Below are 26,241 nucleotides of genomic sequence, written 5' to 3'. Positions count from 1 at the left end.
GGTGGCCCCCTATCCAGCCAGTGGCTCCACGGTAGCATGGCGCTCGGGGACGAGCGGAAGCGTGCAGCGGAAGAGCGCGCCACGGCCCGGCCCTCGCTCGGCCTGGAGGCGGCCCTGGTGCACCTCGAGCAGGGAGCGGCTGATGGACAGCCCCATGCCCAGGCCCTTGGCCTTGGTGGTGAAGAAGGGCTCGAAGAGACGCGCGAGCACCTCGTCACTCAGGCCCGGGCCCGTGTCCTCCACGACGAGCTCCGCCCGATCCTCCAGCGGGCGCGTGCGCACCCAGATCCGCCGCTCGCCGGGAGGGCAGGCGCCCACCGCGTCCAGGGCGTTCATGACGAGGTTGAGCACCACCTGCTGCAGTTGCACGCCGTCCGCCCTGACGGGCAGGGGCGACTCGGCCAGGTGCAGCGTGAGCGTGGCCCCACGCAGCTGCGCGTCGTTGCTCACCAGGCGCATCACCCGTTGGATCAGCTCGTTGAGATCGTACTCGCCGAAGCAGACCTCGCCCTTCTTCAGCAGCGCCCGCATGTGGCGGATGACCTCCCCTGCCCGCTTGTTGTCGGAGACGATGTCCTGGAGCATCTCCCGCAGCAGGGGGAGATCCGTGGGTGAGCGCGTCAACAGGCGCTGGGCCATCTCCGCGTTGGTGAGGATGGCGGCCAGGGGCTGGTTCAGCTCGTGGGCGATGGAGACGCCCAGCTCGCCCACGGCGGCCACGCGCTCCAGGTGGGCCCGCTCGTCCCGGGCCCGGCGAGCCTCCAGCTCGGCGCGCCGGCGGGGGGTGACGTCCACCAGGGAGACGACGGCGCCGCCCTCGGGCAGCTCCAGGTGCCGGGCGCGCAGCTCGAACCAGGTGTCCTCCGCGAAGCCGCGGAACTCCACCACGCCTTCGTGGGCGTGGCCGCGGAGCACGTCCAGCAGCAGCGCGGCCACCGGCGCCATGTCCGGGTTGCCGGTGCGCGCCGCCTCGCGGAAGTGCTCCAGGTAGGCGATGCCCGGCGCGAAGAGCGCCTCGGCGGTCCATCCTTCCAGCACCTGGAGCCCGGCCGGAACCGGGTTGGCCCGCAGCACCACCCCGTGATTGTCGAGGATGGCCACCGCACCCGGCAGCGAGTCCAGCACCGCCAGCTGCAACCGCTGGGCGCCCATGCGCCGCCGGCGCTCCACCAACAGCACGACGATGAGCGCCGCCTGCAGCGCACCGGCCACCAGCACGCCCGTCACCAACCCGCGGTAGCGCTCCCAGAGGCCCGGCTGGCGGAAGTGCACCACACTGCCGGGGGGAAGCCTGCTCTCGGGGATGTTCCAGCGCTGCAGCTCCCGGGCGTCGAAGGCCAGCTGGTTGACCTCGAAGGGACCGGGGGGGAGGCTCGAGGCCCGCTCGCCCTCGAGCAGCCGGAAGGTCCGCCGCGCCACCTGCCGGCCGAGCTCCTGGTAATCCAGCAGCATGCCTCCGACGATGCCACTGCCCAGCATCGTCCTGTGGACGCTGAAGATGGGGGGACTGCCACCATCGGCGTGCAGTATCCGCAGCACGTCGTACGCGCTGAGGTTGCGGCCCTGCGCATCCCGCATGAAGCCGATCAGGAAGACCACGCTGTCCGCGGGCAGCTCGCGCATCCACCGCCGCAGCTCCTCCAGCGTCAGCCCGGGGAGCCCGATGAACCCGCGGTCCGGCGCGGCGGAGCGGATCTCCTGCTCCACGAAGTCCCAGGCCTCCAGCTCCCGCTGGCTGGAGCCGAGCACGAGGACGACATGGCGCGTGTCCGGCAGGAGCCGCAGCGCCGTGCGCACGGTGGCCGGGACGTCGAAGTCCGCCCAGTTGCCCCGCACGTAGGGGCTCGCGGGCAGGGCCTCCGCCAGGAAGTCGTCGTTTTGGACGGAGAGCAGCGGCACCTGGGGCCACAGCTCCTGCTGGAGCTCGAGCGCGAAGGGGGTGGCATCCGCGAAGACGACGAGCGCATCGGGCCGGCGGTCGCGGTACTTGGCGACATAGAAGTCACGCAGCGCCCGCTTGTACCCGGCGCTGCCGAACCAGGCCATCTCCAGGTGCTCCACGTTGACGGTGACGGACTCCCGCCACTCGCTCTGCATCACCTGCCGGAAGTTGCGGGTGAAGTCCGCGGTGGCCGGGACCGTCACGTCCTCCGGCACGAAGAGCAGCACCGTCTTCGCCCGCTCCTCCGCCACCGAAGGAGCCGCCCACAGCAGGAGCAGCAAGGCCAGCACACGCATCACGGACCGCATGATACCCGGCGCGAAGGAGGCACCCCACGGAGGAATAGTGGCCACAGTGGAATATTCTGGAATCAGGCGTTACCCTGGATTTCCCACCTGCTGAGAGGAACCCAGACCATGACGTCGCCCCCGACCCGCTGCCTCCTCCGTGCGCTGCTGTCCGGCCTGCTGCTCACCGGTTGTGGAGGTGTTCCCGATGAAGACGGACCGGTGCCCGCCGGTGCGGAGCCCGTGGGCACCCGGGAGTCCGCCATGTGCTCCCTCATGAGCGTCACCGACCTGACGGTGAGTGGCATGGACTCGTACGATGGCGTCATCGCCGGGGCCGGAACCTGGACGGTCTCTCCCAACGCCAACTCCGTGTACATGGAGTACTTCCTCGACAACAATCCGACCCCCACCCGGCAGTGGCTTCCCGGCACGTATGATCCATCCACGGGAAAAACCTCCGGCACCTGGTCCTACAGCATCGGCAACGTCAGCTGCGGTGGACACACGGTGGTGATCAATGCCTACCCCCGGCACATCAGCAGCAACGGGGCGGAGGAGATCTGCCCGACTCCGAAGACGCTCACCCGGACCGTCATCCAGGACGGGGCCTGCCGGCCCACCACGTCCGTGTCCTGCCAGCGCATCTCGCGCTCGACCATCCGCTGCACGGGGACGGCCAGCGGCGGCTCCGGCACCTATACGCCCTACTGGCAGGAGTCCTGGGACTCGGAGATCTACCAGGAGCAGTACCTCTTCGACTGGTACCAGCGCCCGTGGACCGCGGACTTCCAATGCGTCGAGACCACCTCGACCACCTGGTACGATCAGAACCAGTACCACTTCCGGGTGATCGACAGCACGGGCATGCCGTCGACCGTCAGCTCCAGCCCGGTCTTCAAGTGCATGCCGGTGGCATGACGTCCCTCGTGGACGAGGGAGCCGCCGGATCCTCCGGGGCTCCCTCCCCGCGGCCTCAGGGCGGGCCGCTCCAGGTGGGCGTGCGAACGGACGGCACCAGGGGGAACCGGGAGAGGGAGACCGCCCCCGCGTTGGCGGCCGGCGCATCCACTCCGGGAGCCCCGCCCACCAGGAGGCCCGTCCCGGACAACGCGACCTGATAGCCGAACTCTTCCTCGGCCGAGGCTCCCTCGCGGTAGAGCTTCGTCCCCTCGTTCCACGCGCCCCCGGCCCGCTGGAAGACATACAGGGCCCCGGCGTTCCGGCCCTTGTCCGCATCCTGGTACGCCCCCGCCACGAGGGTGTCCCCCACGAGCGCCACGGATATGCCGAAGGCGCCTGCCGAAGGCTCACCACCGGGAACGAGCCGGGCCTGCTCGAGCCAGCGCTCGCCACTTCTGGAATAGACGTACACGGCTCCCGGGGACCGGGTGCCTGCCTTGTCCTCATCCAGCTGGGCGCCCACCACCGCCGTCTCCTGGTGCAGCGCCACGGAAGAGCCGAAGAAGTCGAACTCGTCCCCCTGACTGGCCAGCAGCTTGGCCTGCTCGGACCACCGCCCGTCCTTGAACACGAAGACGTAGGCGGCACCCGCGGCGTCGCCCTGGGTGCCATCCGCATCCGCGCCGATCAGGAGGGTGTCTCCAGACAGGGCCACCGAGATGCCGAAGTGCGCAGAGGCCACGCGATCGCTCGCGAAGAGCGTGGCCTCCAGGGTCCAGGTGCCCTCCTGCTTCGAGTACACATACACGGCCCCCTCCTTGCGGCTGCCCGTCTCGAAGGCGCCCACCGCCACCCGGATCCCATCCGTCGCCACGGCGGTGCCGAAGAGCCCGACCCCCGCCTCCCCAGGCGTGAGCCTGGCGCGCTCCACCCAGTCACAGCCCGGGCCCCGCCGCTCGAAGATGGAGGCGGCTCCGGTGGTGGTGCTCCCCTCCGATTTGCCGAAAGGCGCGCCAATGACAATCACCTCGCCCGCCATGGCCACCGCTTGACCGAAGGTGGCGTTGGCGCTCACCTGGCTGTCAATCAGCGGGCAACCCGCCCCCCATCCCCCCTCCGGCCCGCGCTCGAACACATAGGCCGCACCCGAGGACAGGCGCTCGGACGTCGCGCTGCCCGGAGCACCGATGAGCACGCGCTCGCCATGGACCGCCACGGCGGCCCCGAACTTCTCCACCTGCGCCGGCCTCGGGGACACCAGCGTCGCGGTCTGCCCCACGTCGCCCCCGTCGGGCAACTCCCCCCCATCGGGCAGCTCCCCCCCGTCGGGCAACTCGCCACTGTCGGGCAGCTCGCCGCCATCGGGCAACTCGCCGCCATCGGGCAACTCGCCGCCATCGGGCGGATCTTGCTTGGGTGGAGGGATGCGGCAGCCCAGGGCGAAGAGCAGCGTCATGCCACAGAAGAGCGCGCCCCATCGGGAGGCACGGGCGGTCCGCTTCCTTCCGCTCACCTGAAAGACCATGAGGCTTCCTCTTTCCGGTTGACCCTTCCACCAAAGCACGAAGGACCCCTCGGCGTCCCACCCTGTCCACCGGGCGGATACGCGAGGAGTCCTCGTGGACTACGGTATGGCTGGCATTACTCCGCGCAGGCCAGCGACCGGGCGGCGCGGCGGCTCACCTTGCACGGGCTCAGGCGGTGGACGTTGCCCGAGTCGAGCCGCACGGCCATCGAGCCACGATCCTCGCCATTGGGGCCATTGATGCGGAACTCGTAGTAGGGCCGCATGGGCGAGCGGGAGACGGCGCCCTCCGTCGTGGGATCCCACGTGAGGATGCCCTCGTCCAGGGTCTCCTCCGCCTTCAGACCGGCATGCACCTGGGCGAGGCCCCGCGCCTGGACGAGATCAATCCCGGTGAAGCGGCGCGCCTGCGGCAGCACCCACGCCTGCTGGTACGCGGCGGTCTCCATGTCCAGCATGGCCATGCCCACCAGCATCCGCCGGGTGTCGAGGAAGGGCACCAGGTAGTAGTTCCACTCGCGCCCATCCGGGTACACGCCCTTCACCTCGTAGGGGTGCCAGGGGGTGGCCTTGGACAGCACGTTCCACATCTCGGAATCCGTCACATCCAGGCCGCCGAGGCGCAGCGACTCGATGGCGTTCTGCTGGGCGAGGCGGGCCGTCGAGCGCTGGCCCTGCGCCAGCGGGCTCGCGGGCTCCTTGGCGCGGAAGGGCTGCATCGCCGCGGGAGGCGCATCCGGGGGCGGATCCCAGAGGACCACGTACTTGTTGTAGTACGTATCCGAGGGGCCGATGCTGGTGAGCACCCGGTAGTACGTGGCGCTCCAGGTCGAGCCGGACGCGCTCCGCTGGCCATCGTCGTAGGAGTTGAAGCTGGAATCCCAGTCACCCCCGGGCCCGCCATCCCGGAAGATGACGCCGAGGATGTTGCCCGACACATCGTCCACCACCATCTTGTGGACCATCACCCAGTGGTCGCCCTGGCCATAGATGGGGACGATGTTGGGCGAGCGGTAGTTGCGCAGGGTGCTGATCTGCTGGCTCAGCGCGGCGGACTGCTGCGTATCCGTATACAGCGAGCTGATCCAGTTGCCCCATCCGCCCTGGATGAGCGAGGTCTTCATCCCGTCCGGATTGCACTGCTCCGGCCAGTAGTTCATGGGCGAGTTGGCCCGACAGGAATTGAGGATGGAGTTCTCATCCGGCGGAGTCACGTTCCGGAAGGCCTGGATGGACATCCGCGAGGCGCCCATGAAGCTTCTCGCCGTGCCGGCGCCCAGGCTGCCATTGATATCCGCGGTCGTCAGTGTCGGCGGAAAGTTGACCTCGTAGGTCACCGTGCCCGCGACACTGGTACCAGACATCAGAGTCGCGGCCAGGCCCACAACCAGCTTGTTGCATTTCCTCATTGCAGAGCTCCTGCTCGGCTTCGCGGTTTTGGAGACGCCTCTTCCCCAGAAGATTATTTTTCAAGGTAAACCACGTTTTCACGCTCCGTCAACGACATACTTTGACGCCGCTTGAGATTTTGAGATTCGCCCCGTTCACCCCCTCCTGGATTCCTCGCGAATCCCCGAGAAACATCATGGCTCCAATGTAAAAGCCCCCCGGAACCAGCCCCCGCCAGACCAGGACGAGGAGTGAAACAAGTAGGAGCCATTTCTCTCGTTTTACTATATATTCATTATTCTCCCCATTGACTCGTTGGAGGATACTTGATGCGGCCTGATTGGATTCGACCCACCTTGTTTGCCTTGCTGGGCGTGACGTTGGTGGACTGTGGACCCGCCCCGGAACCCACGCACAATTCCTCCGAGGACCCCATTGGCTCGAGCACGGCGCAGCTGTGCAGTGGCCTGAGCATCACCAACCTCGTCATCCAGGGCGTCAGCTCGTACCAGAACGAGATTGGTGGCGGAGGCACCTTCGAGGTCTCCACGGGCGCCACGGGGGCGCGCCTGGAGTACCTCGTCAATGGAGAGCTGCTCACCAGCGAGGAGCGCCCCAACAACCCTGGCTCCTCCGCCGACAACGACTGGCGTTTCAGCGAGCAGAAGGCGACGTGCGGGGCGAGCCTCTTCCAGGTGAAGGCCTACCCGATGGTGGTGGACAGCCAGGGTGTGCGCACCACCTGCTTCCTCAACCCCAGGGTGACGACCCGGCTCTTCGTTCAGGGCTGCCCCAGCGTGGCCGCTGGCGGCGTGCACTCGGTGGAGCTGAAGGCGGACGGCACCCTGTGGACCTGGGGCGGCAACTCCTTCGGCCAGCTGGGCGACGGGACGGCCACCGGCCGCTCCACGCCGGCGCAGGTCTCGGGCTTCGGCGGCATCGTCGCCATCGCCGCGGGCTACTACCACACGCTGGCCCTGGAGGAGACGGGCACCGTGCTGGCCTGGGGCCAGAACGTCCAGGGACAGCTCGGAAACGGGACGACCACCAGCCTCGCCAGGCCGATGCGGATCGCCGGGCTCACGGACGTGGTGGCCGTCGCCGCCAACGGCTACCACTCGGTGGCGCTGAAGGCGGACGGCACCGTCTGGACCTGGGGCTCCAATGCCTACGGTGAGACGGGAGATGGAACGACCACGCCCCGCTTCACGCCGGTGCAGTCGCGCGCCGGCAACGCCATGGCCATCGCGGCCGGCGCCAACCACACGGTGGCGCTGCTGCAGGATCGCACCGTCTCGGCCTGGGGCTACAACGGCTATGGCCAGCTCGGGGATGGGACGACGACGGTCCGCTACGCGCCGACGCCGGTCGCGGGGCTCAGTGGCGTGGTCGCCATCGCCGCGGGCGCCCAGCACACCGCGGCCGTGAGGCAGGACGGCGGCCTCTGGACGTGGGGCAGCAACACCCACGGCCAGCTCGGAGACGAGAGCTTCACCAACCGCACCAGCCCGGGGCCGGTGGCGCGCCTCTACGGCATCACCTCCGTCGCCGGTGGCGTCACCCACACGCTGGCCCGGACGCAGGACGGCTTCGCCTGGGCCTGGGGCAACAACTCCCAGGGGCAGCTCGGAAACGGGACGACCACGTCCAGCCCCGCGCCCGTGCTGGTGTCGGGACTCTCCGGAGTCAGCATCCTCTCCGCGGGCGCCAACCACTCGCTGGTGAAGACGCAGGACGGGAACGCGCTCGCCTGGGGCAACAACGCCCAGGGGCAGCTCGGTGATGGGACGACCCGGACCGCTCCCGCGCCCGTGCAGGTGTTGCGCTGACGGGCCCGCTGCGTGCGGCCACGCGTCTGGCGCGGCCGCACGCGGTACCTGGCCTGCTTACTGGCAGAGCCGGGTGTACGTGCGAACGGGCGACTCCATGCCGCTCGCGTCCATCACCTTGTAATAGATGTACTGCCGGTAGAAGTTGTCACGGGTGGTGGCCGGCATGCAGTAGACGCCGAAGGAATTGGAGCCCTGCTCCCAGTCGGAGTAGCTCGAGCCCCAGTCGGCCTGGATGCCTTCCCGCCAGTACGAGACGTAGGGGCCGCCCTCGCCCCCGCTGCCGCTTCCGGTGCAGTTGATCGTCGTACCGGACTGCGAGCACGTCAGGGTGGCGGTGGGGCAGCCCTGGGTGAAGCTGGCGGTCTTGATCATGGAGCCGGTGGTGCACCGGCCGGGCGCGGGCGTGGCGCTGTCGAAGACGGCCGGGTAGCCCCTCACCTCGAAGGTGTGCGTGCCGCAGGCAATGGGGCTGTCATTGAAGGTCCACGTGCCCGAGCGGTTGGTGTCGCCCAGGATGGGCTGGGTGCCGCGCAGGACACCATCCACGTAGTACTCGAGGATGATGCCGTTGGCGGGATAGACCACCGACCACGTCCCGCTGCCGGTGGACAGCGTGCCGCCCCACGAGCTGACCACGCCCGTGTCGAGCGAGGTGACGGCCGCCCCGGCGCAGTCCAGGGCGGACTCCTGGGTGCCCAGGGCCTCCGCGCCGGCCGGCTCCAAACCGGCCTCGTCAGTCGCACCGCCACACGCGGTCATCATCAATCCGGACACCAGGGAGCACAGGGGCAGGCGAATCGTCTTCCACGACATGAGGCAGTTCTCCAGACAGGGGGGATCACACGGACTTCAGCGAGGGAAGCAGCGCGGGGATGCGGGCGCTCAGAACACGCAGATGTAGGAACGGGAGAGGACCGCGGACTCCAGGCCGTTGGCGTCACGCATCTTGAGCTTGATCGTCAGGTCCCCGTTGTAGGGGTACTGGATGTTGGTCTTCTGGGGGCAGAAGAAGGAGTTCGTCAGGGGGCCCTGGTACCAGCCGGTCTGGTACACCGCGCCGGTGTCGTTGTTCTCCTCGATCTCGCTCCAGAACGCCGTGAAGGGCCCGCCGGTGCCGCCGCTGCCGCTCGCCGTGCAGGTGATGGTCGTCGTGGAGGTGCGCGAGCAGGACCAGGCGGCGGTGGGGCACGCCTCGGAGAAGGTGGTGGACTTCACCATGGAGCCGGTGGTGCACCGGCCGGGCGCGGGCGTGGCGCTGTCGAAGACGGCCGGGTAGCCCCTCACCTCGAAGGTGTGGCTGCCACAAGCAACGGGGCTGTCATTGAAGGTCCACGTGCCCGAGCGGTTGGCGTCGCCCAGGATGGGCTGGGTGCCGCGCAGGACACCATCCACGTAGTACTCGAGGATGATGCCGTTGGCGGGATAGACCACCGACCACGTCCCGCTGCCGGTGGACAGCGTGCCGCCCCACGAGCTGACCACGCCCATGTTGAGCGAGGTGACGGCCGCCCCGGCGCAGTCCAGGGCGGACTCCTGGGTACCCAGGGCCTCCGCGCCGGCCGGCTCCAGCCCGGTCTCCCCGGGGATACCCCCACAGCCAGACAGCACCAGTCCGGACAGCAAGGCACCAACGACAGAACGGGTCGGGTCGAAGCGCATAGGCGTGTTTTCTCGGAGAGAGGTGAAATTCAGCTTAGATGATAATTTTCCGCCAATCCAGTGCTCGCGGCGTTTTTTCCTGCCCTCCCCCCGCCGTTGCCCGCGTGCGTGGGCGGGCAACGGTGGAGCCCGTGCTCAGGTGCAGGTGGAGTACCAGCCGCACCAGCCGGAGAGGCACTCGGTGCCGGTGAAGCACGCGGCGCCCGCCGGCTTCTTCTTCACACACAGGTTGGTCCAGCCCCAGTCGCAGTACTGGGTGGACGGGCAGTCCGAGTCCGAGTTGCAGAGGCAGGTGCCCAGGAAGTCGCAGCTGTTCTCGGAGCACTTGCCGCTGGCGCAGTGCACGTTGAGCTCACACGTCTGGCCCACCACGCGGGCGTTGGGGGCATAGCGCTCGCCACACGCGATGGGGTACTGCGCCTCGCGGGTGGACTTCTCCACGTAGGCCGCCACGCCGCTGGTGTCGATGTCCGTCGCGGCGTTGGCCATGCCCGTGCGCGGCGACAGGCCGCGCTCCCACGTGCGCAGGAAGGACTCCGAGGAGCCCTCGAGGCCCGTGGTGTTGGCCCCCAGGTTCTTGAGCTCCTTCAGCAGATCCGGCAGCAGGCCCACGTGCGCCAGGCCGTACTCGTCGAAGTCCGTGTTCAGGCGCGCGGGCCCGGAGGTGCGCTGCTGCCTGGCCTGCGCGTCCGCCTCGGCCTGGAAGCCCGCCGAGCACGCCCCGTACGGACCGAAGCGCGGCCGCGTCTGCTGGATGAAGCCGTTGAAGTCCGCGCCGAACGCCATGGGCACCTTCAGCCCCTGGCGGCCGAACTCGTACATCTGCGCGAAGGAGCGGGACGAGCCATGGCAGGTGTTGGCCACGGCCGTCTTCGTGTACGTCCGCATCTCGTCGGGCGCCGTGCGCAGGCCGAAGATGCCGCCCGTCTGCCGCAGGTAGCCCACCACCCACGCCGGCGTCGTCTTCTCCTCGGCGGCCACCTTCGGGGCCACCACCTCGCGGAAGTGGCCGTGCGAGATGAAGAGCGGGTAGTAGCTGTTGGTCTTCGCCAGCTCGAAGGTGTCCTGCACCGAGCGCTCGGACATGTGCGCCATGTCGATGAGCATCCCCTTGGCCATCATCTCCTGCACCAGCGCCTTGCCCTCCGCGGTGAGGCCCTTGGTGTTGCGGCAGTTGCCCGCCGCGTCCCGGGCCACGTCGAAGCCCAGCGTGAAGCCGTTGCCCGTGACGCCGCAGTCGTAGTCGATGTGGCAGTTCTCCAGGAACTGCGCGACATGGAAGACGGCGTTGTGCATGGCCGCGCCGCCGAAGCGGTTGTCCAGCTGGTGCACCGGCTGCAGCGAGCGCACTCCCAGTGAATAGAAGCGGTTGAGCTCCGAGCGCCAGTCCTTGGTGCCGAACAGCTTGCTCACCTCGATGGAGAGCACGATGGCCAGCTTGCCGGACGCGATGATCTGCCGCGCGTGCGCGGGCGACAGGGCGATCTCCGCCCAGTCCGTGCGCGCGTCGAAGTCCCGCGCCATCTGCAGCTGCACCTCGACGTCCGCCATCTCGTCGCAGGGCCGCTTGAGGTTCTGGTAGGGCAACGCACTGCACAGGAAGCCGTTGCTCACCAGCGACACCGTCACCAGGGACATGCCTCCCTGGTGGGCCTTGCGCAGCCAGCCCTCCCACGACTGCTGGTGGGCGATGGTGTCCCAGCGCGGCCACTGCGTGTTCACCTCCTTGCGGCCCAGGTGCAACCCGGTGTCGCCATCCGTGCCCTCCACCATGCCGATGGCCTCCGAGGCCACCGCCCCGCCGATGCTGAACAGCTCCTTCAGCAGGGGCACGTTGCTGAGGTCCACGTTGGCGGAGTTGGGGCACAACTTGAGCATGTTGCTCAGGTCCATGCGTACCCGGGCATGATCGCTCTCGGGCTCGCCTCCATCACAGTTGGTCAGCGTGCCGGTGTGGCCGCCGTGGAACCAGCCGCCACTGAAGGCCTGCTCGGCGAACATGTGGTGGTGCAGCTCGGCGAAACCCGGCACCACCGCCTTCTGCTCGAGGGCGGCGGTGGGCCCGGGCGCCGGGGGCTCCTCCGTCACCGGGGTACAGGCCTGAAGCAAGGCGAACGCGGACAGCAGGGACAAGGGGCGTCGTGACATACGCGGCAACTCCTTTCGGTTGAAGCAAGCCGCCATCCCACTTCTTGTTCCAGGAATGAGCAAGCCGACAATCAAGCATTCATAGAAAGCTTGCCTTTCATTGTATTCCCCTGTATTTCCGGGCTATCCTCTAGAGTCACGTGCGTCTGACTTTCTCCAAACGCCGAGAAGGACGAATCCGAATGTTCAATCGCCGCCTCGCCGCCTCACTTGCAGGGCTTTCCCTCCTGGCCGCCACCGGCTGTGGAGGAGGACCCGAGGAGATCCAACATCCCGGCCCCGTGGGCCAGGGACTCACGTGGGAGGAGTTCCGCGCCCGGGTGTACCAGGATCCCGAGGGCGTCTTCGTCTTCGACGGGGACGTCGCCATCCACGACGAGAACACGCTGCGCGAGTTCTTCGACAGGCGCCTGAAGAACGGGCAGCTGATCGTGGGGACCTCGGGGGGCGTGGACGTGAAGTGGGACGACACGCAGAAGCTCAACCTCACCTACTGCGTGAGCAGCACCAGCTTCACCAGCGCCCAATACAGCGCCACGGTGCAGGCGATGGCGGACGCGACCGCCGCCTGGGAGGCCGTGGCCAACGTCAACTTCATCCACAAGAGCGATCAGGACGCCAACTGCACCGCCACCAACCTCAACGTCCTCTTCGACGTGAGGCCGCTGAGCGGTTCGTACTGGCTGCGCGCCTTCGGCCCGGCCACGCCCCGCGACTCCCGCAACATCCTCGTCAACCCGGTCACCTTCACCAGCTCGCCGTACCCCGTGGTGGGACTGTTCCGCCACGAGCTGGGGCACGTGCTCGGCTTCGAGCACGAGCACATCCTCCTCGGCACCAACGCCCCCGAGGGATGCAGCGAGAACTTCACCTACCGCTCGCTCACCAGCTATGACTCCGACTCGGTGATGCACTACCCGGAGTGCAATGGCACGGCGGGCCTGTCCTTGAACCTGTCCCTCCTGGACGCCCAGGGCGCCGCCAGCCTCTACGGCACGCCGGGCACCCCGCCTCCTCCCCCTCCCCCGCCGCCCCCGCCTCCTCCCACCGACGCCACCAGCGGCACCCTGTCCGCGGGACAGAGCGCCTACCACGGCGCCTATGAGGTGGTCGCCGGCACCTACTTCAACGTGGAGATGAGCGGCACGGGCAACGCGGATCTCTACGTACACTTCGGCACGTACCCCACGGCCACCCAGTACACCTGCCGCCCGGCCCTCTCCGGCTCCTCCGAGGTGTGCAGCGTGCTCGTCCCCGCGGGCCAGACCCGGGCCTACATCATGGTGACGGCGGTCACCAGCGCCTCCTACACCCTGGCGCTCATGTACACCAAGCCCACCACCACCGGTACCATCACCGAGACGGCCAGCGGCAGCCTGTCCTCGGGCCAGTATGACTACCACGGCGCCTACGAGGTGGTCGCCGGCACCTACTTCAAGGTGGTGATGACCGGCTCGGGCAACCCGGACCTCTACGTGGGCTTCGGCGCGTACCCCACGCTCACCAGCTACTACTGCCGCCCGGCCCTCTCCGGCGCCGTCGAGACGTGTGACGTGCTCGTCCCGGCGGGCCAGACCAAGGCCTACATCATGGTGAAGGGCTCCTCCTCCGTCGCCACCCTCCTGGGCGGCGACACGTACTCCCTGGAGATCTCCTACACCAAGCCCATGCCCAGCGGGCCGGCGTCCGGCACGGCCAGCGGCACCCTGTCCCAGGGGCAGAACGCCTACCACGGCGCGTACGATGTGGCCCCCGGCACCTACTTCAAGGTGGTGATGACCGGCACGGGCAACCCGAACCTCTACGTGAGCTTCGGGGCCTACCCCACCACCACCAGCTACTACTGCCGCCCGGCCCTCTCCGGCGCCTCCGAGACGTGCAACGTGCTCGTCCCCCCGGGGGCCCCCAACAAGGCCTACATCATGGTGCGGGGCGTCAGCACCAGCTCCACCTACAACCTGAACATCACCTACGTCCGGCCGTAGTCTCCGGCCCCCTGGGGGGCGGTGGCCCTCGCGCCGCCGCTCCCCTGCCCTGACGGTGCGTGCAATCGATTTCCCTCCCAGTCGTCCTCCCTATAAGCGAATAAACCGTGGTAGACGGGGAAACCCGCCGCACGGGGCCGCAGAAATCAGGGGAGCCATCATGTCTGGGAAGCGTTCACGTACCATGCTGCTGTTGATACCGCTCGTCCTGCTGGGCGGGCTGGGCGCCTGGTGGGGCCTGTCCAGGCCGGAGCAGCCCGCGCCTCCCCAGGAAGCGGTCCGCCCCTCCCAGCCCGCGCCCGCGGCCCAGACGCCCGCGGCCACGCCGGCCCCGCCCGCCCAGAAGACGGCGGACGGCACGCGCGCCTGGGTCCCCGGCACGCTCTACCGCTACTCCCTGAGCGCCGACCAGAAGATCGCCTTCCGCAAGAAGCGGGCGGACGCGCAGACCATGCCGGAGATGAAGTTCAACCTCCAGGGCGAGTGGAACGTGGGCGTCGTCTCCGCCACCGAGACCCGGGTGGACGCCCGCGTGCAGCTCAAGCTGTCCACCTTGTCCGTCCTCGTCGAGGGCAACCCGGTGGCGCCCGACGCCCGCGAGGCGATGACCCGGGCCATGGAGCTGCCCTTCTTCTTCTCCATGGACAAGACGGGCATGGTGGTGCTCACCCACTTCGAGAACGACGCGGACTCGCTGGTGCGCGGCATCCACCGCGCCCTCGTGGCGGGCTCCCAGTTCGTGGTGGCCGGCGTCCCCCAGGACACCTGGAAGACCGAGGAGCTCGACACCACCGGCCGCTACGTGGCCGAGTACGTGCGCCAGACGCCCGAGCGCTTCGAGAAGAACAAGAAGTCCTACACCCATCTGATCACCCCCCAGGGCCTCGAGCCCATGTCGGGGAAGATCAGCCTCAAGGTGCGCGCGGGCGCCACCTTCGAGCTGGAGAAGGATCTGTGGGCCCGCTCCGTGGACGCCACGGAGCAGCTGGACGTGGACTCGGCGGATGAGCTGATGGCCGCCACCTATGAGAACACCCTGCGCCTGCGCCTGCAGCAGCGCATGTACGATCCCTCGCTCTTCAACTCCTTCAAGGCGCGCCAGGGCGCCCTGAGCTCCGCGCCCATGGCCAGCTTCGGTGGCGTGCAGCAGGATCCGCTGGACCAGTACCGGCAGGTGCTGGGCGGCAAGAACTTCGACACGCTGGTCAAGGATCTGCGCACCCTGCCCAAGGATCCGCTCGAGCGCGACGACGCGCGGGCGCGGGCGCTGGAGCAGATGCGCGCGCTCTTCATGCTCCAGCCGGGCGAGGCCCTCAAGGTCCCGGAGATCATCCGCTCCGGAATGGAGCCGGACGCGGCCAGCCCCATGCTCGGCGCGCTGTCCGCGGCCAGCAACAAGGAGTCCATCCAGGCCCTGTCCACCGTCATGGGCGATGGCTCCCTCCCCCATGACATCCGCATGGACTCCGTGGCCGCCATGGGCATGGCGGGTGAGCCCAACCGCCAGGGTGTGGACGCGCTGCGCGAGATGACGCGCAACCCGGATCCGATGCTGCGCGACACCGCCGTCCTGGGGCTCGGCAACGCCGCCTACCAGATGGGGGATGACAACGCGCGCGACGCGGAGTCGCTCGTCTTCGAGCTGAACAACAGCTACCGCACGGCTTCCACCCCGGAGCAGCAGGCGCTGGCCCTCCGGGCCCTGGGCAACACCCGCTCGCCCACCATGATGTCCACCCTCCAGGAGGCGCTCGGCTCGCCGGATCCGCGCATCCGCACGGCCGCCATCGAGGCGCTGCGCAACGTGCCCGGCACCGACGCCGACCAACTCCTGTCCCAGTACCTCCTCGCGGATCCCGCCTCCGAGGTCCGCCGCGCCGCCGTCTTCTCCGCCAGCTACCGGCCCCTACCGCCCCTGCTCCCCGCCCTGGGACAGGCCCTGCGCAAGGACGCCGTGGATGGCGTGCGCGCCGACGTCATCCGCCTCCTGGGCGCCGTGCGCGGCGTGCTGCCCGAGGCCATGGCCCTGATTGCCTGGTCCAGCCAGAACGATCCCAACGCGGATATCCGGCAGATGGCCCTCATGTACGTCAACACCCCCGCCACTCCCGTCCCGCAGGCGGGCCCCGCCACGCCGTAGCCGCCTCCTCTCCGCTCCGCCTCCCCCCTCCGAAACCGCCGGCCCCCCGCCGGCGGTTTTGTTTTTGCCATCGGATTCCAAATGCAGTAGAATACTGCATCACCACCGTAAAACATATCAGCCAGATGATTTAAAACATATCAACCAGATGATTTCCAGACCATTCCGGGCGATATGGAACTCCTGTATTCCGAGAGAAAATGAAAGGGAGGGCTTTTTTTTCGCCCGCACTCCGGGTAATAGTTTCGTTCCCCGCTGACGGGAATTGGAGACTATCCATGTTGAAGACTGCCTTTCGCTTTGCCGCGCTGGTAGCGGTAGCCGCTCCCACCCTGGCCGCCGCGCAGTTCACCGACTCGAGCACGTACGTGGTGGAGCCGAAGTATCCGGCCGCCGTGTATCCCTCCAGCTACGTGATGAACAACACGGTGCCCTGGGACACGGTCGTCATGCCGTTCAGCCCGACCCGGGTCTACTCGACGCCCGAGCAGGACACCGTCGTCAGTGACGAGTCGCGCATCCTGAACGCGCCGGTGTACTTCGACTTCTCGGACGGCCTGCGCGACGTGAACTACCTCCAGGCGGTCATCCCGGAGGCCACCACCCAGTTCGTGCCGCCCCCGACCGAGGGCCAGCCGACGACCCAGACCGCCCAGGTCTTCGAGAAGAGCTGGAACAAGAACGAGAAGGTCGGTAACAACATCTTTGGTGCCGGCTACGTCATCAACGCCTTCATCAAGGCCACCACGGCCACCACCACGCCCAAGACGGTCGAGGCGCTCGCCGAGGGCTATGTGTATGGCAAGGCCTTCAACGTCGAGAAGGAGCTCGTCCGCGCCCGCGCCTACATCAACGGCCAGCAGGGCGGCAGCAACAGCGGCACCGCCGCGCTGTACGCCATGGGCCAGACGATCTGGTCCACCAACCTCTACGCCACCTTCGCGCCCGCGCCGCTCAACTGGAGCCGCACCTTCTTCGACGTCTCCAAGACGTTCATGATCGGCCCCGTGCCCGTGACGGTGCGCGCCTCCCTGTCCGGCGCCGCCCGCTTCTCCCTGACCGGTGAGGTCGGCCCGACGGTGGCCCGCCTGACGGCGACGGCCGGTGGCTCCGCCAACGTGTCCGCCTCGGCCGGCGTCAACATCGTGATCGCCAGCTTCGGCGTGTCCTCCGACCTGCGCCTGATCAACGTCAACCTGCCCGCCGTGGGCGAGCTCTTCTGGCCCCTCTGCACGCTGGATTGGAAGCTGAAGTCCGACCTCCAGCTCAACTACCTGTCCGGTACCCTCCAGGGCTTCGTGAAGGTCAAGATCCTCTTCTTCAAGAAGACCTGGACCATCAAGATCGCCTCCTGGCCGGGCTGGACGCGCAACATCAGCCTGCTCAACATCTTCGGGTCGCTCAACCTCGGCATCTGCTGATTCCCGTAGCCCGTGGGCCGGCCCGCTTCCCGGGCCGGTCTCAACGACAAACGGCTCCGCTCTCGCGGGGCCGTTTTTTTTTTCTGGGGACGCAAGACAACACCACGGAAATCGTGCATAATCCAATATCAGCGACTACTGAGGTATGCTGCCACTCCGGGGACTCGAGCGGTCGAGTCCAGAGGGAGCACTCGGAAGACTCGCGTGCCGCATGAAGCGGTACTGGCAAGCAAGGGCCTGCCCCCGGTTGAGGGCAAGGCGCCCAGTGAGGACATGCGTATGACTAAGACAATCTGGGGTGGCATCGTCATCTCGGCGGCCGCGGTGCTGCTGCCCATGCAGGCGGAGGCGCAGGTCATCATCTCGACGCGCTGCACCGTCGACAACGTGGATACGAACCAGAAGGCGGAGTGGCGCGTGGAGTGGGCCCGCAAGTGCGGAACCATCCAGAACGTGGGAGATCCGGCCGCCTGGTTCGATACGGCGCAGGCCGCCGCGACCGGCGGGACGCTGAAGGACTACCGGGAGTCGGATCCCATCCGCAATCCCACGGGAGAGGGGGCGTTCACCGGCCCGCTCTACGAATTCAAGGTGAACTACAGCACCATGTTCGCGCTGTACCTGTCCGGGCCCACCTACCAGTACCAGGACTCCCGCGGGTACTACTACTGGCTGCGGGACTCGTGGCGCAAGAAGGGCCGGGCGCTCTACCCCACCTTCAGCACCACGTCGGTGATCGAGGCCCAGGACAACGTCCAGCTCTTCCCCCACCCGAATGTGATGTCGTCCGATCCGGCGGTGCGCGCGCAGGCGACCTGCCAGCTCTACACCGACAAGAACGGCCAGATCCCCACCACCACGCCCGTGCACGTGAACGGCTACTGCGAGTCGGCGTGCTACACCCCCGAGCAGCGGATCCTCTTCTCGGACGGGTACGTGTCCATCCTCGACGCGTTCAACGGGCTGCGCGAGGATCTGATCACCCTCTCCTCGGACTCCACGCTCGACAACCTCAAGCTGCAGCAGAACCGCACCTACAGCTACACCAAGGAGATCCGCGACGCGGAGCACACCATCTACGTCATCACCACCCGGTCCGGTGGCCAGCTGCGCGTCACGCACGAGCACCCGGTCATCAACGGTGAGGGCCGGATGGTGCAGGCGCAGACGCTCAAGGTGGGCGACGAGCTGGTGAAGAGCGACGGCAGCCTGGATCCCATCGTGGACGTCCAGAAGACGCTCCACTACGGCAAGGTCTACAACATCGCCCCGGAGACGACGGACCTGGTGTCCAACGTGCTGGTGGCGCAGGACTACCTGGTGGGCTCCGTGCGCTTCCAGAACGACGAGGTGGCCTACATCAACCGGATCATCCTCTACCGGGGGATGCCGGCCGAGGTCATTCCGTAACGAGCCGTCCGCAGACGCCGGCCCCCGGGCGGGCCGGCGCCACCGCCTGATTCTCCAGCGTCCGCTCTCATGAGGTCCGAAGTCCGATGAAGGCCATCAAGAACATGCTCGTCGTCGCGGGACTCGGGGTGCTCGGGCTCACCGCGATGTGGCTCACCCGGGGAGACGCGCCGCCAGCCGCCGCGCGCGAGACGGCCGCTCCGCTGCCGCCCGCTTCCCCGGTGCAGGCCTCGGCTGCGCCGCCCGCGGCGCAGGCCCGGCCCGCTGCCCTGCCCCAGCCTCCCGAGCTGCTGGCGGCCCCCGAGGAGATCCCCGGTGAGGAGGGAGAGCATGGGGAGTTCACCACCAACACCGACTTGATGAAGCAGAAGATCTTCAAGACGGAGCCCAAGCTCGCGCAGTTCGACTACTTCCGCGAGCACGTCCTGCTCGACTCCAACGGCCGCAAGGACTACCAGGCGCTGCTGGCGGACAGGGCCATGTACGAGCAGACGCGGCAGTCCCTGCTCCACCCCGAGTCCGCCAAGGACTCGATGCCGGCCAACGTCAAGCGCCTGATGCAGGTGGACTATCTGCGCGAGGCGCTCGCGTGGAAGGAGAACCCCGAGCGCAAGCCACTGCTGTCCGAGGTGGAGCGCATCATCCTCGAGGACTCCTTTGGCCCGGACATGGCGCCGGACGTGAAGCGCTCGCTGGCGGCGACGAAGTTCGAGCTGTTCGAGCTCCTCTACCGGCAGGATCCCGAGCGTGCCCTGGCCCTGGCGGAGTCCGCCCGGGGAACGCGGCTCGAGAAGCTCATGGAGTACATCGCCACGCGCGCGCAGGGAATCGTGGCGAAGGAGAAGGAAATGAGCCTTCAGGCGCAGCGGGCCCGCACGCCTTGAGGAGAAGTCCCCGTTCAACCCGTTTTTTCGAGCAACAGGAGAGAAGATGAGACACTTGAAGGGATTGTTGATGACGGCCGGCCTGACACTGGCCGCGGGTAGCGCGATGGCGGCGCAGCCCCAGGAGGCCGCCGCGCCGGTGATCCAGGGCAAGTTCTTCCGGGCGCAGGCGGGCAGGGCGGTACAGGGGGAGTACATCGTCGTCCTGAAGGAGAAGCCCAACGCCGCGCTGCCGCCGGTGGCCAGGCAGGGGGCGGAGCTCGCCCGGCTGCATGGCGTGGAGATCCTCAACACGTACGAGCACGCCATGCGCGGCTTCCACATCCGCGCCACCGAGGCCCAGGCGCTGGCGCTGGCGGAGCATCCGCTCGTCGCGTCCGTGGAGGAGAACGCCGCCGTCATGCTGTCCGCGCCCCTCCCGGCGAACCCGCAGACGGGCGCGCCGTGGAACCTGGATCGCATCGACCAGGGGACGCGGGCCTACAACAACACGTATGCCTACGAGCAGACCGCCGAGGGCACCCACGTCTACGTCGTCGATACGGGCGTCTCGGGCCAGAGCGATGAGTTCGCCCTCGACGAGTTCAACTTCGAATCCCGCGTCGACTCGGCCTTCATCGCCTGGGACGAGATGGGCGTGGGCAGCGCGGACTCCTCGCCGCAGAGCCACGGCACCTTCGTCGCCGCCATCATCGGGAGCCACACGTATGGCGTTGCCAAGCGGGTGCGGCTGCACTCCGTGAAGGTGGCCAACGACACGGGCTTCATCGACACCGCCCACCTCAACGAGGGCCTGAACTGGCTCGTGGCCAATGCCCAGACGCCGGCCGTCGTCAACCTCAGCGTCAACACGTTCCCCAGCATTTCGATCGACACGGCCGCCGCCGCCCTCGCGGACAAGCCGGGAATCGTGCTCGTGTCGGCGGCGGGCAACACGCTGCCGCAGCCGGGCAGCGGAAGCGTTGGCACCGACGCCTGCAACATCTCGCCCAACAACACCCCCGCCAAGAAGATCATCGTGGTGGCGGCGACGGACAAGAACGACCGGCGGATGTTCCCCGATCCCAACGCCCTGACGGAGGCCGGTAGGGCACTCTATTCCAACTACGGCCCCTGCGTGGACCTCTTCGCCCCCGGCGTGGACGTCCCCTCGCTGCTCAGTGATGGGTCGGCTGGCTATGCCAACAGCGGCACCTCGTTCGCCGCGCCGCACGTGACGGGCCTGGCGGCGATCCTCCTGTCCCAGGGCGTGCCGGCCTCGAGCATCAAGCAGCGGCTGATCGACGACAGCTTGAAGAACCTCGTCACCGATCCCGGCACTGGCTCCCCCAACCGGCTCCTCTACAAGAAGCCCCCGTCCACCCCGCTCTCCAATGGTGTGGCGGTGGCCGTCTCCGGTGCCGCGAACAGCATCAAGAACTACGTGCTCGCCGTCCCGCCGAGCACCACCTCGCGGACGCTGGTCTTCACCATCTCCGGTGGCACGGGTGATGCAGACATGTACGTGCGTGCCGGCGACCTTCCGGAGACGCACGTCTACAACTGCCGTCCGCTGCGCGCCGGAAACAACGAGACCTGCACCTTCAGCCTCGGCGCCTCCAGCCAGACGGTCAACTGGTTCGTGCAGCTGCGCGGCTTCACCGCCTACAGCACCACGCTCAAGGGCCAGTACTGAGCCGTTGTGCCCTCCCGCCCCCTGCTTCCAGGGGGCGGAACCCCAGAGGCTCCCGCTCTCGAGCGGGAGCCTCTTTCATTTGCGGCTGGAATGCCCGCGGACCCGGTCCTCAGAGCAGCTCGGAGCAGCTCAACCAGCAGTCGGAGTTGACCGTGCAGGGCTCACCCACCTTCGACGAGGTGCCCGCGCACACCGCCCCGCCACTGACGAGCGACTTGCAGTACCCGTTCTTGTTGACATACCCGGCGCTGTAGAAGGACCAGGACGTCTGGCTCTGGGTGACGTCGCAGATCTGGCACCCGCTCGAGGGGTTGACCTGCCCGTTGGAATAGGTCCTGCCGTTGATCTCGCACTTGCCCGGGCAGGGCTCGGAGACGCTCTGGGTGATCGTCATGCTGGGGTTGCCCGTGCACGCGGTCCAGGAGCCATCACTGGAGACGACCATGGGCCAGGCCGTCACCTTGAAGGAGTGCGTGCCGCAGGTGACAGGCGACTTGCTGAAGGACCAGGTGCCCGTGGCGCCGCCGCTCGCCCTCCCGCTCGCCTGCTCGACCCCGTCAATGAAGAACGCCACGAACGCCGCGTTGGCCGGGTAGGACACCGCATAGGTTCCCGCCGCCGCCATCTCCCCCGCGTAGGTGCTCACTCCCGACAGCGTCAGGCCGGTGACGGCCGAGCTGGAGCACATGGCGGACCTGGCCACGCCGAGCGCCTCCGGCTCCACCGGCTCCGAGGACTCGGGCACGGGCCCGCAAGCCGTCAGCATCAAACCCAGAACATACAGAGGAGAATGGATGGAATTGCGAATCATGGGGAATGTCTCCGGAGCTCGTGAAGGTCAGGGCGCGGGGGGATCGAAGGTGGAGATGATCCACCCCATGCGCTCGTGGCCGGACGTGTTCCACACCGGGTTCTTCCCGTTGAGGAACTGGCTGTCGCTGAAGTCAGACGCGCCCGAGCCCGAGCCATTCCCGGAGGTGTTGATGCCGATGGTGCTGGAGCCGTAGTAGGTGGGGTGGGTGTTGTCCGACTGGATGTAGTCGTAGCTGACGCCGGGGCTGGCGAGGTGGAAGTTGGCGTCGCGCAGCGTGGAGCCCAGGGTGGTGGTGATGCGGTGGACGTAGCTCGCCTCGGTCTCGCCCGGGCGGTAGCGGATGGCGTCGCGGTCGATCAGCCCGTCGCCGTTGGAGTCGTAGTCGGCCGCCATGTACTCGGCGAAGGAGTCGGCGCACTTGAAGCCATACTTCTCCGCCAGGTTGCAGGCCCGCCAGTTGCTCTTGGCCAGGTAGGGCAGGAATCTGGCGCGCTTGTTCACCCGGGTGCCCGTGGTGGAGTCCGTGCAGGGGGTGAGCACGTTGTCCGCGTCGAAGCCCGGGTAGTGGATGGTGGAGATGATCTTCACCTTGGCCGAGGTGGCGTAGGTGTTGATGGCCTGCATGGCCCGCTCCATGTAGAGGGTGCAGTTGAAGAGGGCCGAGTCCAGCTCGAAGTAGCTGCACGTGCCCGTCTGCTGCATGAAGGCCGAGCGCGCCTGGAGGTAGTCGTTGCCACACATCTCGAACATCACCGCGCGGGTGTTGCTCGCCTGCATGTACGAGCGCTCGGCGACGATCTTGTTGTTGTAGATGTCGTCGGCCCTGGCGCCGGACTTGGTGCGACGGATGACCTCGATGTGGGCGTTCCACTTCGTGGACAGGTACTCGCCATCCACGTAGGGAGCGGCACGCCGGGCCACGCTGTAGGGGGCACCGTTGTAGCCCGCGAAGAGCGAGTCCCCGTAGGCCACGACCCGGTAGGTCGCGGCCGCGTTGGGGCGATTGATGGTCCACGCGGTGTTCTGGTTGATGGTGCTGGCGGCGGCGGCGCCACCCGCCAGCGTGACCACGGCCACCACGGCGCTCGACAACTGGGAACGAACGGACATGCGCTTCTCCTTTTCACTCCGCTTCCGGAACGGAAAGCGCCCTCCGTTCTACCCGGAGTGAAAAGGATTTTCGATGGAAAGCAGAATATAATGCCTAGACTGTTTTCCGGGGCAGTGCGTCAACGGCCCTTGTAGGAGGGCTTGCGCTTCTCGGCGAAGGCCTTGAGGCCCTCGAGCCGGTCCTCGGTGGCGAGCACCTTCTCGTAGTGGCGCAGCTCCAGGGCGAGCGCCTCGTCCAGCTCGAGCGACAGGCCCTCGTCGATGGCGTGCTTGGCGGTGGCCACGGCGATGGGGGCGTTCTCCACGATGCTCTCGGCCATGGAGTAGGCCGTGTCCAGCAGGTGCCCCTCGGGCGCCAGCCGGTTCACCAGGCCGATGCTGAAGGCCTCGGCCGCGTTGAGCCGCCGGCCGGTGAGGATCAGATCCTTGGCCCGGCCCGGCCCCACCAGGCGCGCCAGCCGCTGCGTTCCGCCACCGCCGGGGATGATGCCCAGCTTCACCTCGGTGAGTCCGAGCTCGGCCGCCGGGGCCGCCACGCGCAGATCGCACGAGAGCGCCAGCTCGGTGCCCCCGCCGAACGCCGCCCCGTTGATGGCCGCGATGAACACGCAGTCACTCTTCTCGAGGGAGCGCAAGGTGCGCCGCAGCCCGTCGAGGAAGGCGCGCACCTCGGGCTCGCTCATGGTGCCGCGCTCCTTGAGGTCCGCGCCCGCGCAGAACGCCTTGTCCCCCGCCCCGGTGATGACCACCGCCCGGGTGTCGTGCCCGCGGGACACGCGCGTCACCATCTCCTCGAACTCCTGGAGCATCGCCCGGCTGATGGCGTTGCGCCGCCCCTCGCCGTCGATGGTCCAGATCTCGATGGGTCCTCGTGCGTCGACCTTGAACTCCGCCATGTGCCCTCCCTTGCCGGGCCCTGTGCCGGGCCGCGAATCCGTGCCCCCCAGACTGCGGCGACTCGACGGGGCCTGACAAGGTGGAAACGACGGCTTGTCCGGACTCGCACCGTGCTCAGCGGCGCGCCATGTCCGTCTGGATGGCCTCGAACTGCTCCAGGGCCGTGCGCAGGTCCTCGACGATCTCCCCGGCGATGACATCCGGATCCGGCAGGTTCGCCGAGTCCTCCAGGCTCTCGTCCTTGAGCCAGAAGATGTCCAGGCTCACCTTGTCGCGCTGGAGCAGTTCCTCATAGGTGTACTCCCGCCAGCGGCCCGTGGGGTTCTTCTTCTCGGACCACGTGGCCCGGCGGGCCTGCCGGTTGCCCGGCTTGTAGCACTCGATGAAGTCCTTCAGGTCCCCGCGATCCAACGGGTTCGTCTTCAGCGTGAAGTGCTGATTCGTCCGCAGATCGTAGATCCACAGCTTCCGCGTCCAGGGCTTCTCACTGGCGGGCTTGCGCTCGAAGAAGAGCACATTGGCCTTGACGCCCTGCGCGTAGAAGATGCCCGTGGGCAACCGCAGCAGGGTGTGCACGTCGCAGTCGTGCAGCAGCCGGCGCCGGATCGTCTCCCCCGCCCCGCCCTCGAAGAGGACGTTGTCGGGCACCACCACCGCCGCCCGGCCGTTCTCCTTCAGCAGCGTCTTCACGTGCTGAACGAAGTTGAGCTGCTTGTTGCTCGTGGTGGCCCAGAAGTCGTCCCGGACGATGGTGAGCGCCTCGCGCTCCTGCTCCCCCTCCTCGTTCACCACCGTGACGCTCGACTTCTTGCCGAACGGCGGGTTGGTGAGGATGACGTCGAAGCGATCGCCCGGATCTCCCTTGAGCGAGTCCTCCACCCGGATGGGAGGGGTCTCGTCATCACCGATGCCGTGCAACAGCAGGTTCATGGCGCACAGGCGGGCGGTGTTGGGGACGATCTCCCAGCCGTGGAGCGCTTCCTTCTTCAAGTGCTTCTTCTGGTCGCGGTCCAGCTTGTTCCGGGCGATGAAGTCATGCGCGGCGAGGAGGAAGCCGCCGGTGCCGCAGGCCGGATCGCAGACGGTCTCCTCCGGCTGGGGCGCCACCGCCTCGACGATGGCATGGATGAGGGGACGCGGCGTGAAGTACTGCCCCGCCCCGCTCTTGGTGTCCTGGGCGTTCTTCTCCAGCAGGCCCTCGTAGGCGTCGCCCTTCACGTCCGCGTCGAGCGTCATCCACTCCTCGCGGTCGAGCAGATCCACGACGAGCCGGCGCAGCTTGGCGGGATCCTGGATCTTGTTCTGGGCCTTGCGGAAGACGAGGCCCAGCATCCCCTTCTTCCTGCCCAGCGTCTCGAGGATGTGGCGGTAGTGCGTCTCCAGCGCGTCCCCGTCCTTGGAGATGAGGCTCGGCCAGTCATAGCCCTTGGGGACGGGAGACTCGCGGTTGTACGGAGGCCGCGTCTGCTCGTGGGCCATCTTCAGGAAGAGCAGGTAGGTGAGCTGCTCCACGTAGTCGCCGTAGGACAGGCCGTCGTCGCGCAGGACGTTGCAGTAGTTCCAGAGCCTCTGGACGATTTGCTGGGAAGGGTTGCTCATGGAGTGTGCTCGCTCGGCACCGGGTCCTATCAGACGGGGCGGCATGCCGCACCTCCTACGCCGTATGCGGACAGCGGGTAGACTGCGCCGCCCCATGCCGCGCCCATGAAGACGCCCTCGATTCTTCTTCAAGCCGTGATGCTGGTGACACTGGCCGCGTGCCGCGCTCACCCGAGCGCCCGCATGGGCTTCGCCCTGGAGTCACCGGGCCCGCGGGCGCCCGCGTTCAGGAAGTCAGGCTCGGGAACGGGGGCCCGGGCACTCCCCGCCGCCGAGGTGCTGGAGGGGACACGGGAGGTGCGTGTCCGGGCCTGGGAAGCCGCGCGCGGGCTGGAGCGCAAAGGGGCATGGCTGGCACTCGGACTCCACGTGGAAGGCGAGCGGGTGCGGCTGCTCGGGCTGCACACGCATGAAGGCAGCGGTGCCGAGGCACAGGACGAGGACGCCGAGCGCTTCCGCGGACTGGTGGAGTGGGCGCTCTACCGGTACGTGAAGGGACAGCGGGGCGAGGTGGTGCTGACACTGCGGCGGGGCGAGGGCATGTGGAAGGAGGAGGTGGAGTCCACCGGCCCGGTGCTCTCGGCCACCCTCCCCCAGGCTCCCTATGAGGCCTTCCTGCGT

18 protein-coding genes and 1 pseudogene are annotated in these 26,241 nt (G+C 67.8%); 9 read left to right on the top strand and 10 right to left on the bottom strand.

What is annotated here, in order from left to right:
- Nucleotides 1-9: 9 nt before the first annotated feature.
- Nucleotides 10-2,238 carry a sensor histidine kinase gene (locus tag VFZ09_RS00820; RefSeq protein WP_329725503.1) on the bottom strand — a complete coding sequence of 743 codons (2,229 nt, stop codon included), beginning with the start codon at nt 2,236-2,238 and terminating at the stop codon, nt 10-12.
- 120 nt (nt 2,239-2,358) lie between these two features.
- Here VFZ09_RS00820 and VFZ09_RS00815 point away from each other — a divergent pair, with 120 nt between their 5' ends.
- A complete protein-coding gene (locus VFZ09_RS00815; protein WP_329725502.1) occupies nt 2,359-3,150 on the top strand; it encodes a hypothetical protein in 792 nt (263 codons plus the stop codon).
- Between the two features lie 55 nt (nt 3,151-3,205).
- Here the strand turns inward: VFZ09_RS00815 and VFZ09_RS00810 are convergent, their stop codons facing one another.
- Together VFZ09_RS00810 and VFZ09_RS00805 are read right to left on the bottom strand one after the other, a co-directional pair.
- Entirely contained in the window at nt 3,206-4,657 is a 1,452-nt protein-coding gene (locus tag VFZ09_RS00810; protein WP_329725501.1) for a hypothetical protein, read from the bottom strand.
- A gap of 116 nt (nt 4,658-4,773) precedes the next feature.
- On the bottom strand, nt 4,774-6,066 hold the full coding sequence (locus VFZ09_RS00805) for a hypothetical protein (protein ID WP_329725500.1): 1,293 nt from the start codon (nt 6,064-6,066) through the stop codon (nt 4,774-4,776).
- A gap of 336 nt (nt 6,067-6,402) precedes the next feature.
- On the opposite strand from VFZ09_RS00805, the gene VFZ09_RS00800 reads away from it, so the two are divergent.
- Nucleotides 6,403-7,875, top strand: coding sequence for a hypothetical protein (locus tag VFZ09_RS00800; protein WP_329725499.1), 1,473 nt, complete (start codon nt 6,403-6,405; stop codon nt 7,873-7,875).
- Nucleotides 7,876-7,932: 57 nt separating this feature from the next.
- On the opposite strand, the gene VFZ09_RS00795 is transcribed toward VFZ09_RS00800, so the two are convergent.
- From VFZ09_RS00795 to VFZ09_RS00785, 3 genes are all read right to left on the bottom strand, one after another.
- Complete coding sequence (locus tag VFZ09_RS00795) at nt 7,933-8,691, bottom strand: hypothetical protein (protein WP_329725498.1); 759 nt, start codon at nt 8,689-8,691, stop codon at nt 7,933-7,935.
- A 69-nt stretch (nt 8,692-8,760) separates the two neighbouring features.
- Complete coding sequence (locus tag VFZ09_RS00790; protein ID WP_329725497.1) at nt 8,761-9,537, bottom strand: hypothetical protein; 777 nt, start codon at nt 9,535-9,537, stop codon at nt 8,761-8,763.
- Between the two features lie 135 nt (nt 9,538-9,672).
- Nucleotides 9,673-11,685: a membrane dipeptidase gene (locus tag VFZ09_RS00785; RefSeq protein ID WP_329725496.1), complete on the bottom strand. Its 2,013-nt coding sequence runs from the start codon at nt 11,683-11,685 to the stop codon at nt 9,673-9,675.
- Nucleotides 11,686-11,867: 182 nt separating this feature from the next.
- Here VFZ09_RS00785 and VFZ09_RS00780 point away from each other — a divergent pair, with 182 nt between their 5' ends.
- The 6 genes from VFZ09_RS00780 to VFZ09_RS00755 all read left to right on the top strand — a co-directional run bounded on the left by VFZ09_RS00780 (nt 11,868) and on the right by VFZ09_RS00755 (nt 21,200).
- Nucleotides 11,868-13,670, top strand: coding sequence for a pre-peptidase C-terminal domain-containing protein (locus VFZ09_RS00780; RefSeq protein WP_329725495.1), 1,803 nt, complete (start codon nt 11,868-11,870; stop codon nt 13,668-13,670).
- 160 nt (nt 13,671-13,830) lie between these two features.
- A complete protein-coding gene (locus tag VFZ09_RS00775) occupies nt 13,831-15,810 on the top strand; it encodes a HEAT repeat domain-containing protein (protein ID WP_329725494.1) in 1,980 nt (659 codons plus the stop codon).
- Nucleotides 15,811-16,088: 278 nt separating this feature from the next.
- Complete coding sequence (locus VFZ09_RS00770; RefSeq protein WP_329725493.1) at nt 16,089-17,231, top strand: hypothetical protein; 1,143 nt, start codon at nt 16,089-16,091, stop codon at nt 17,229-17,231.
- A 279-nt stretch (nt 17,232-17,510) separates the two neighbouring features.
- On the top strand, nt 17,511-18,641 hold the full coding sequence (locus VFZ09_RS00765) for a Hint domain-containing protein (protein WP_329725492.1): 1,131 nt from the start codon (nt 17,511-17,513) through the stop codon (nt 18,639-18,641).
- Nucleotides 18,642-18,727: 86 nt separating this feature from the next.
- Nucleotides 18,728-19,525, top strand: a complete 798-nt coding sequence (locus VFZ09_RS00760) for a hypothetical protein (protein WP_329725491.1) — start codon at nt 18,728-18,730, stop codon at nt 19,523-19,525.
- A gap of 46 nt (nt 19,526-19,571) precedes the next feature.
- On the top strand, nt 19,572-21,200 hold the full coding sequence (locus VFZ09_RS00755) for a S8 family peptidase (protein WP_329725490.1): 1,629 nt from the start codon (nt 19,572-19,574) through the stop codon (nt 21,198-21,200).
- 109 nt (nt 21,201-21,309) lie between these two features.
- Here the strand turns inward: VFZ09_RS00755 and VFZ09_RS00750 are convergent, their stop codons facing one another.
- From VFZ09_RS00750 to VFZ09_RS00735, 4 genes are all read right to left on the bottom strand, one after another.
- Nucleotides 21,310-22,011, bottom strand: coding sequence for a hypothetical protein (locus VFZ09_RS00750; protein ID WP_329725489.1), 702 nt, complete (start codon nt 22,009-22,011; stop codon nt 21,310-21,312).
- A gap of 27 nt (nt 22,012-22,038) precedes the next feature.
- Complete coding sequence (locus tag VFZ09_RS00745; protein ID WP_329725488.1) at nt 22,039-23,124, bottom strand: SGNH/GDSL hydrolase family protein; 1,086 nt, start codon at nt 23,122-23,124, stop codon at nt 22,039-22,041.
- 119 nt (nt 23,125-23,243) lie between these two features.
- Nucleotides 23,244-24,020, bottom strand: coding sequence for an enoyl-CoA hydratase-related protein (locus VFZ09_RS00740; RefSeq protein WP_329725487.1), 777 nt, complete (start codon nt 24,018-24,020; stop codon nt 23,244-23,246).
- Nucleotides 24,021-24,135: 115 nt separating this feature from the next.
- On the bottom strand, nt 24,136-25,620 hold the full coding sequence (locus tag VFZ09_RS00735) for a class I SAM-dependent DNA methyltransferase (RefSeq protein WP_329725486.1): 1,485 nt from the start codon (nt 25,618-25,620) through the stop codon (nt 24,136-24,138).
- A 105-nt stretch (nt 25,621-25,725) separates the two neighbouring features.
- On the opposite strand from VFZ09_RS00735, the pseudogene VFZ09_RS00730 reads away from it, so the two are divergent.
- Nucleotides 25,726-26,241: pseudogene (locus VFZ09_RS00730) on the top strand (hypothetical protein); the annotation flags it as partial.

Origin of the sequence: Archangium sp. (genome assembly GCF_036277355.1) — a bacterium.
Classification (GTDB): domain Bacteria; phylum Myxococcota; class Myxococcia; order Myxococcales; family Myxococcaceae; genus Archangium.
Note: the sequence above shows the minus strand (reverse complement) of the source record. Positions and strands in the feature narration are given on the sequence as shown.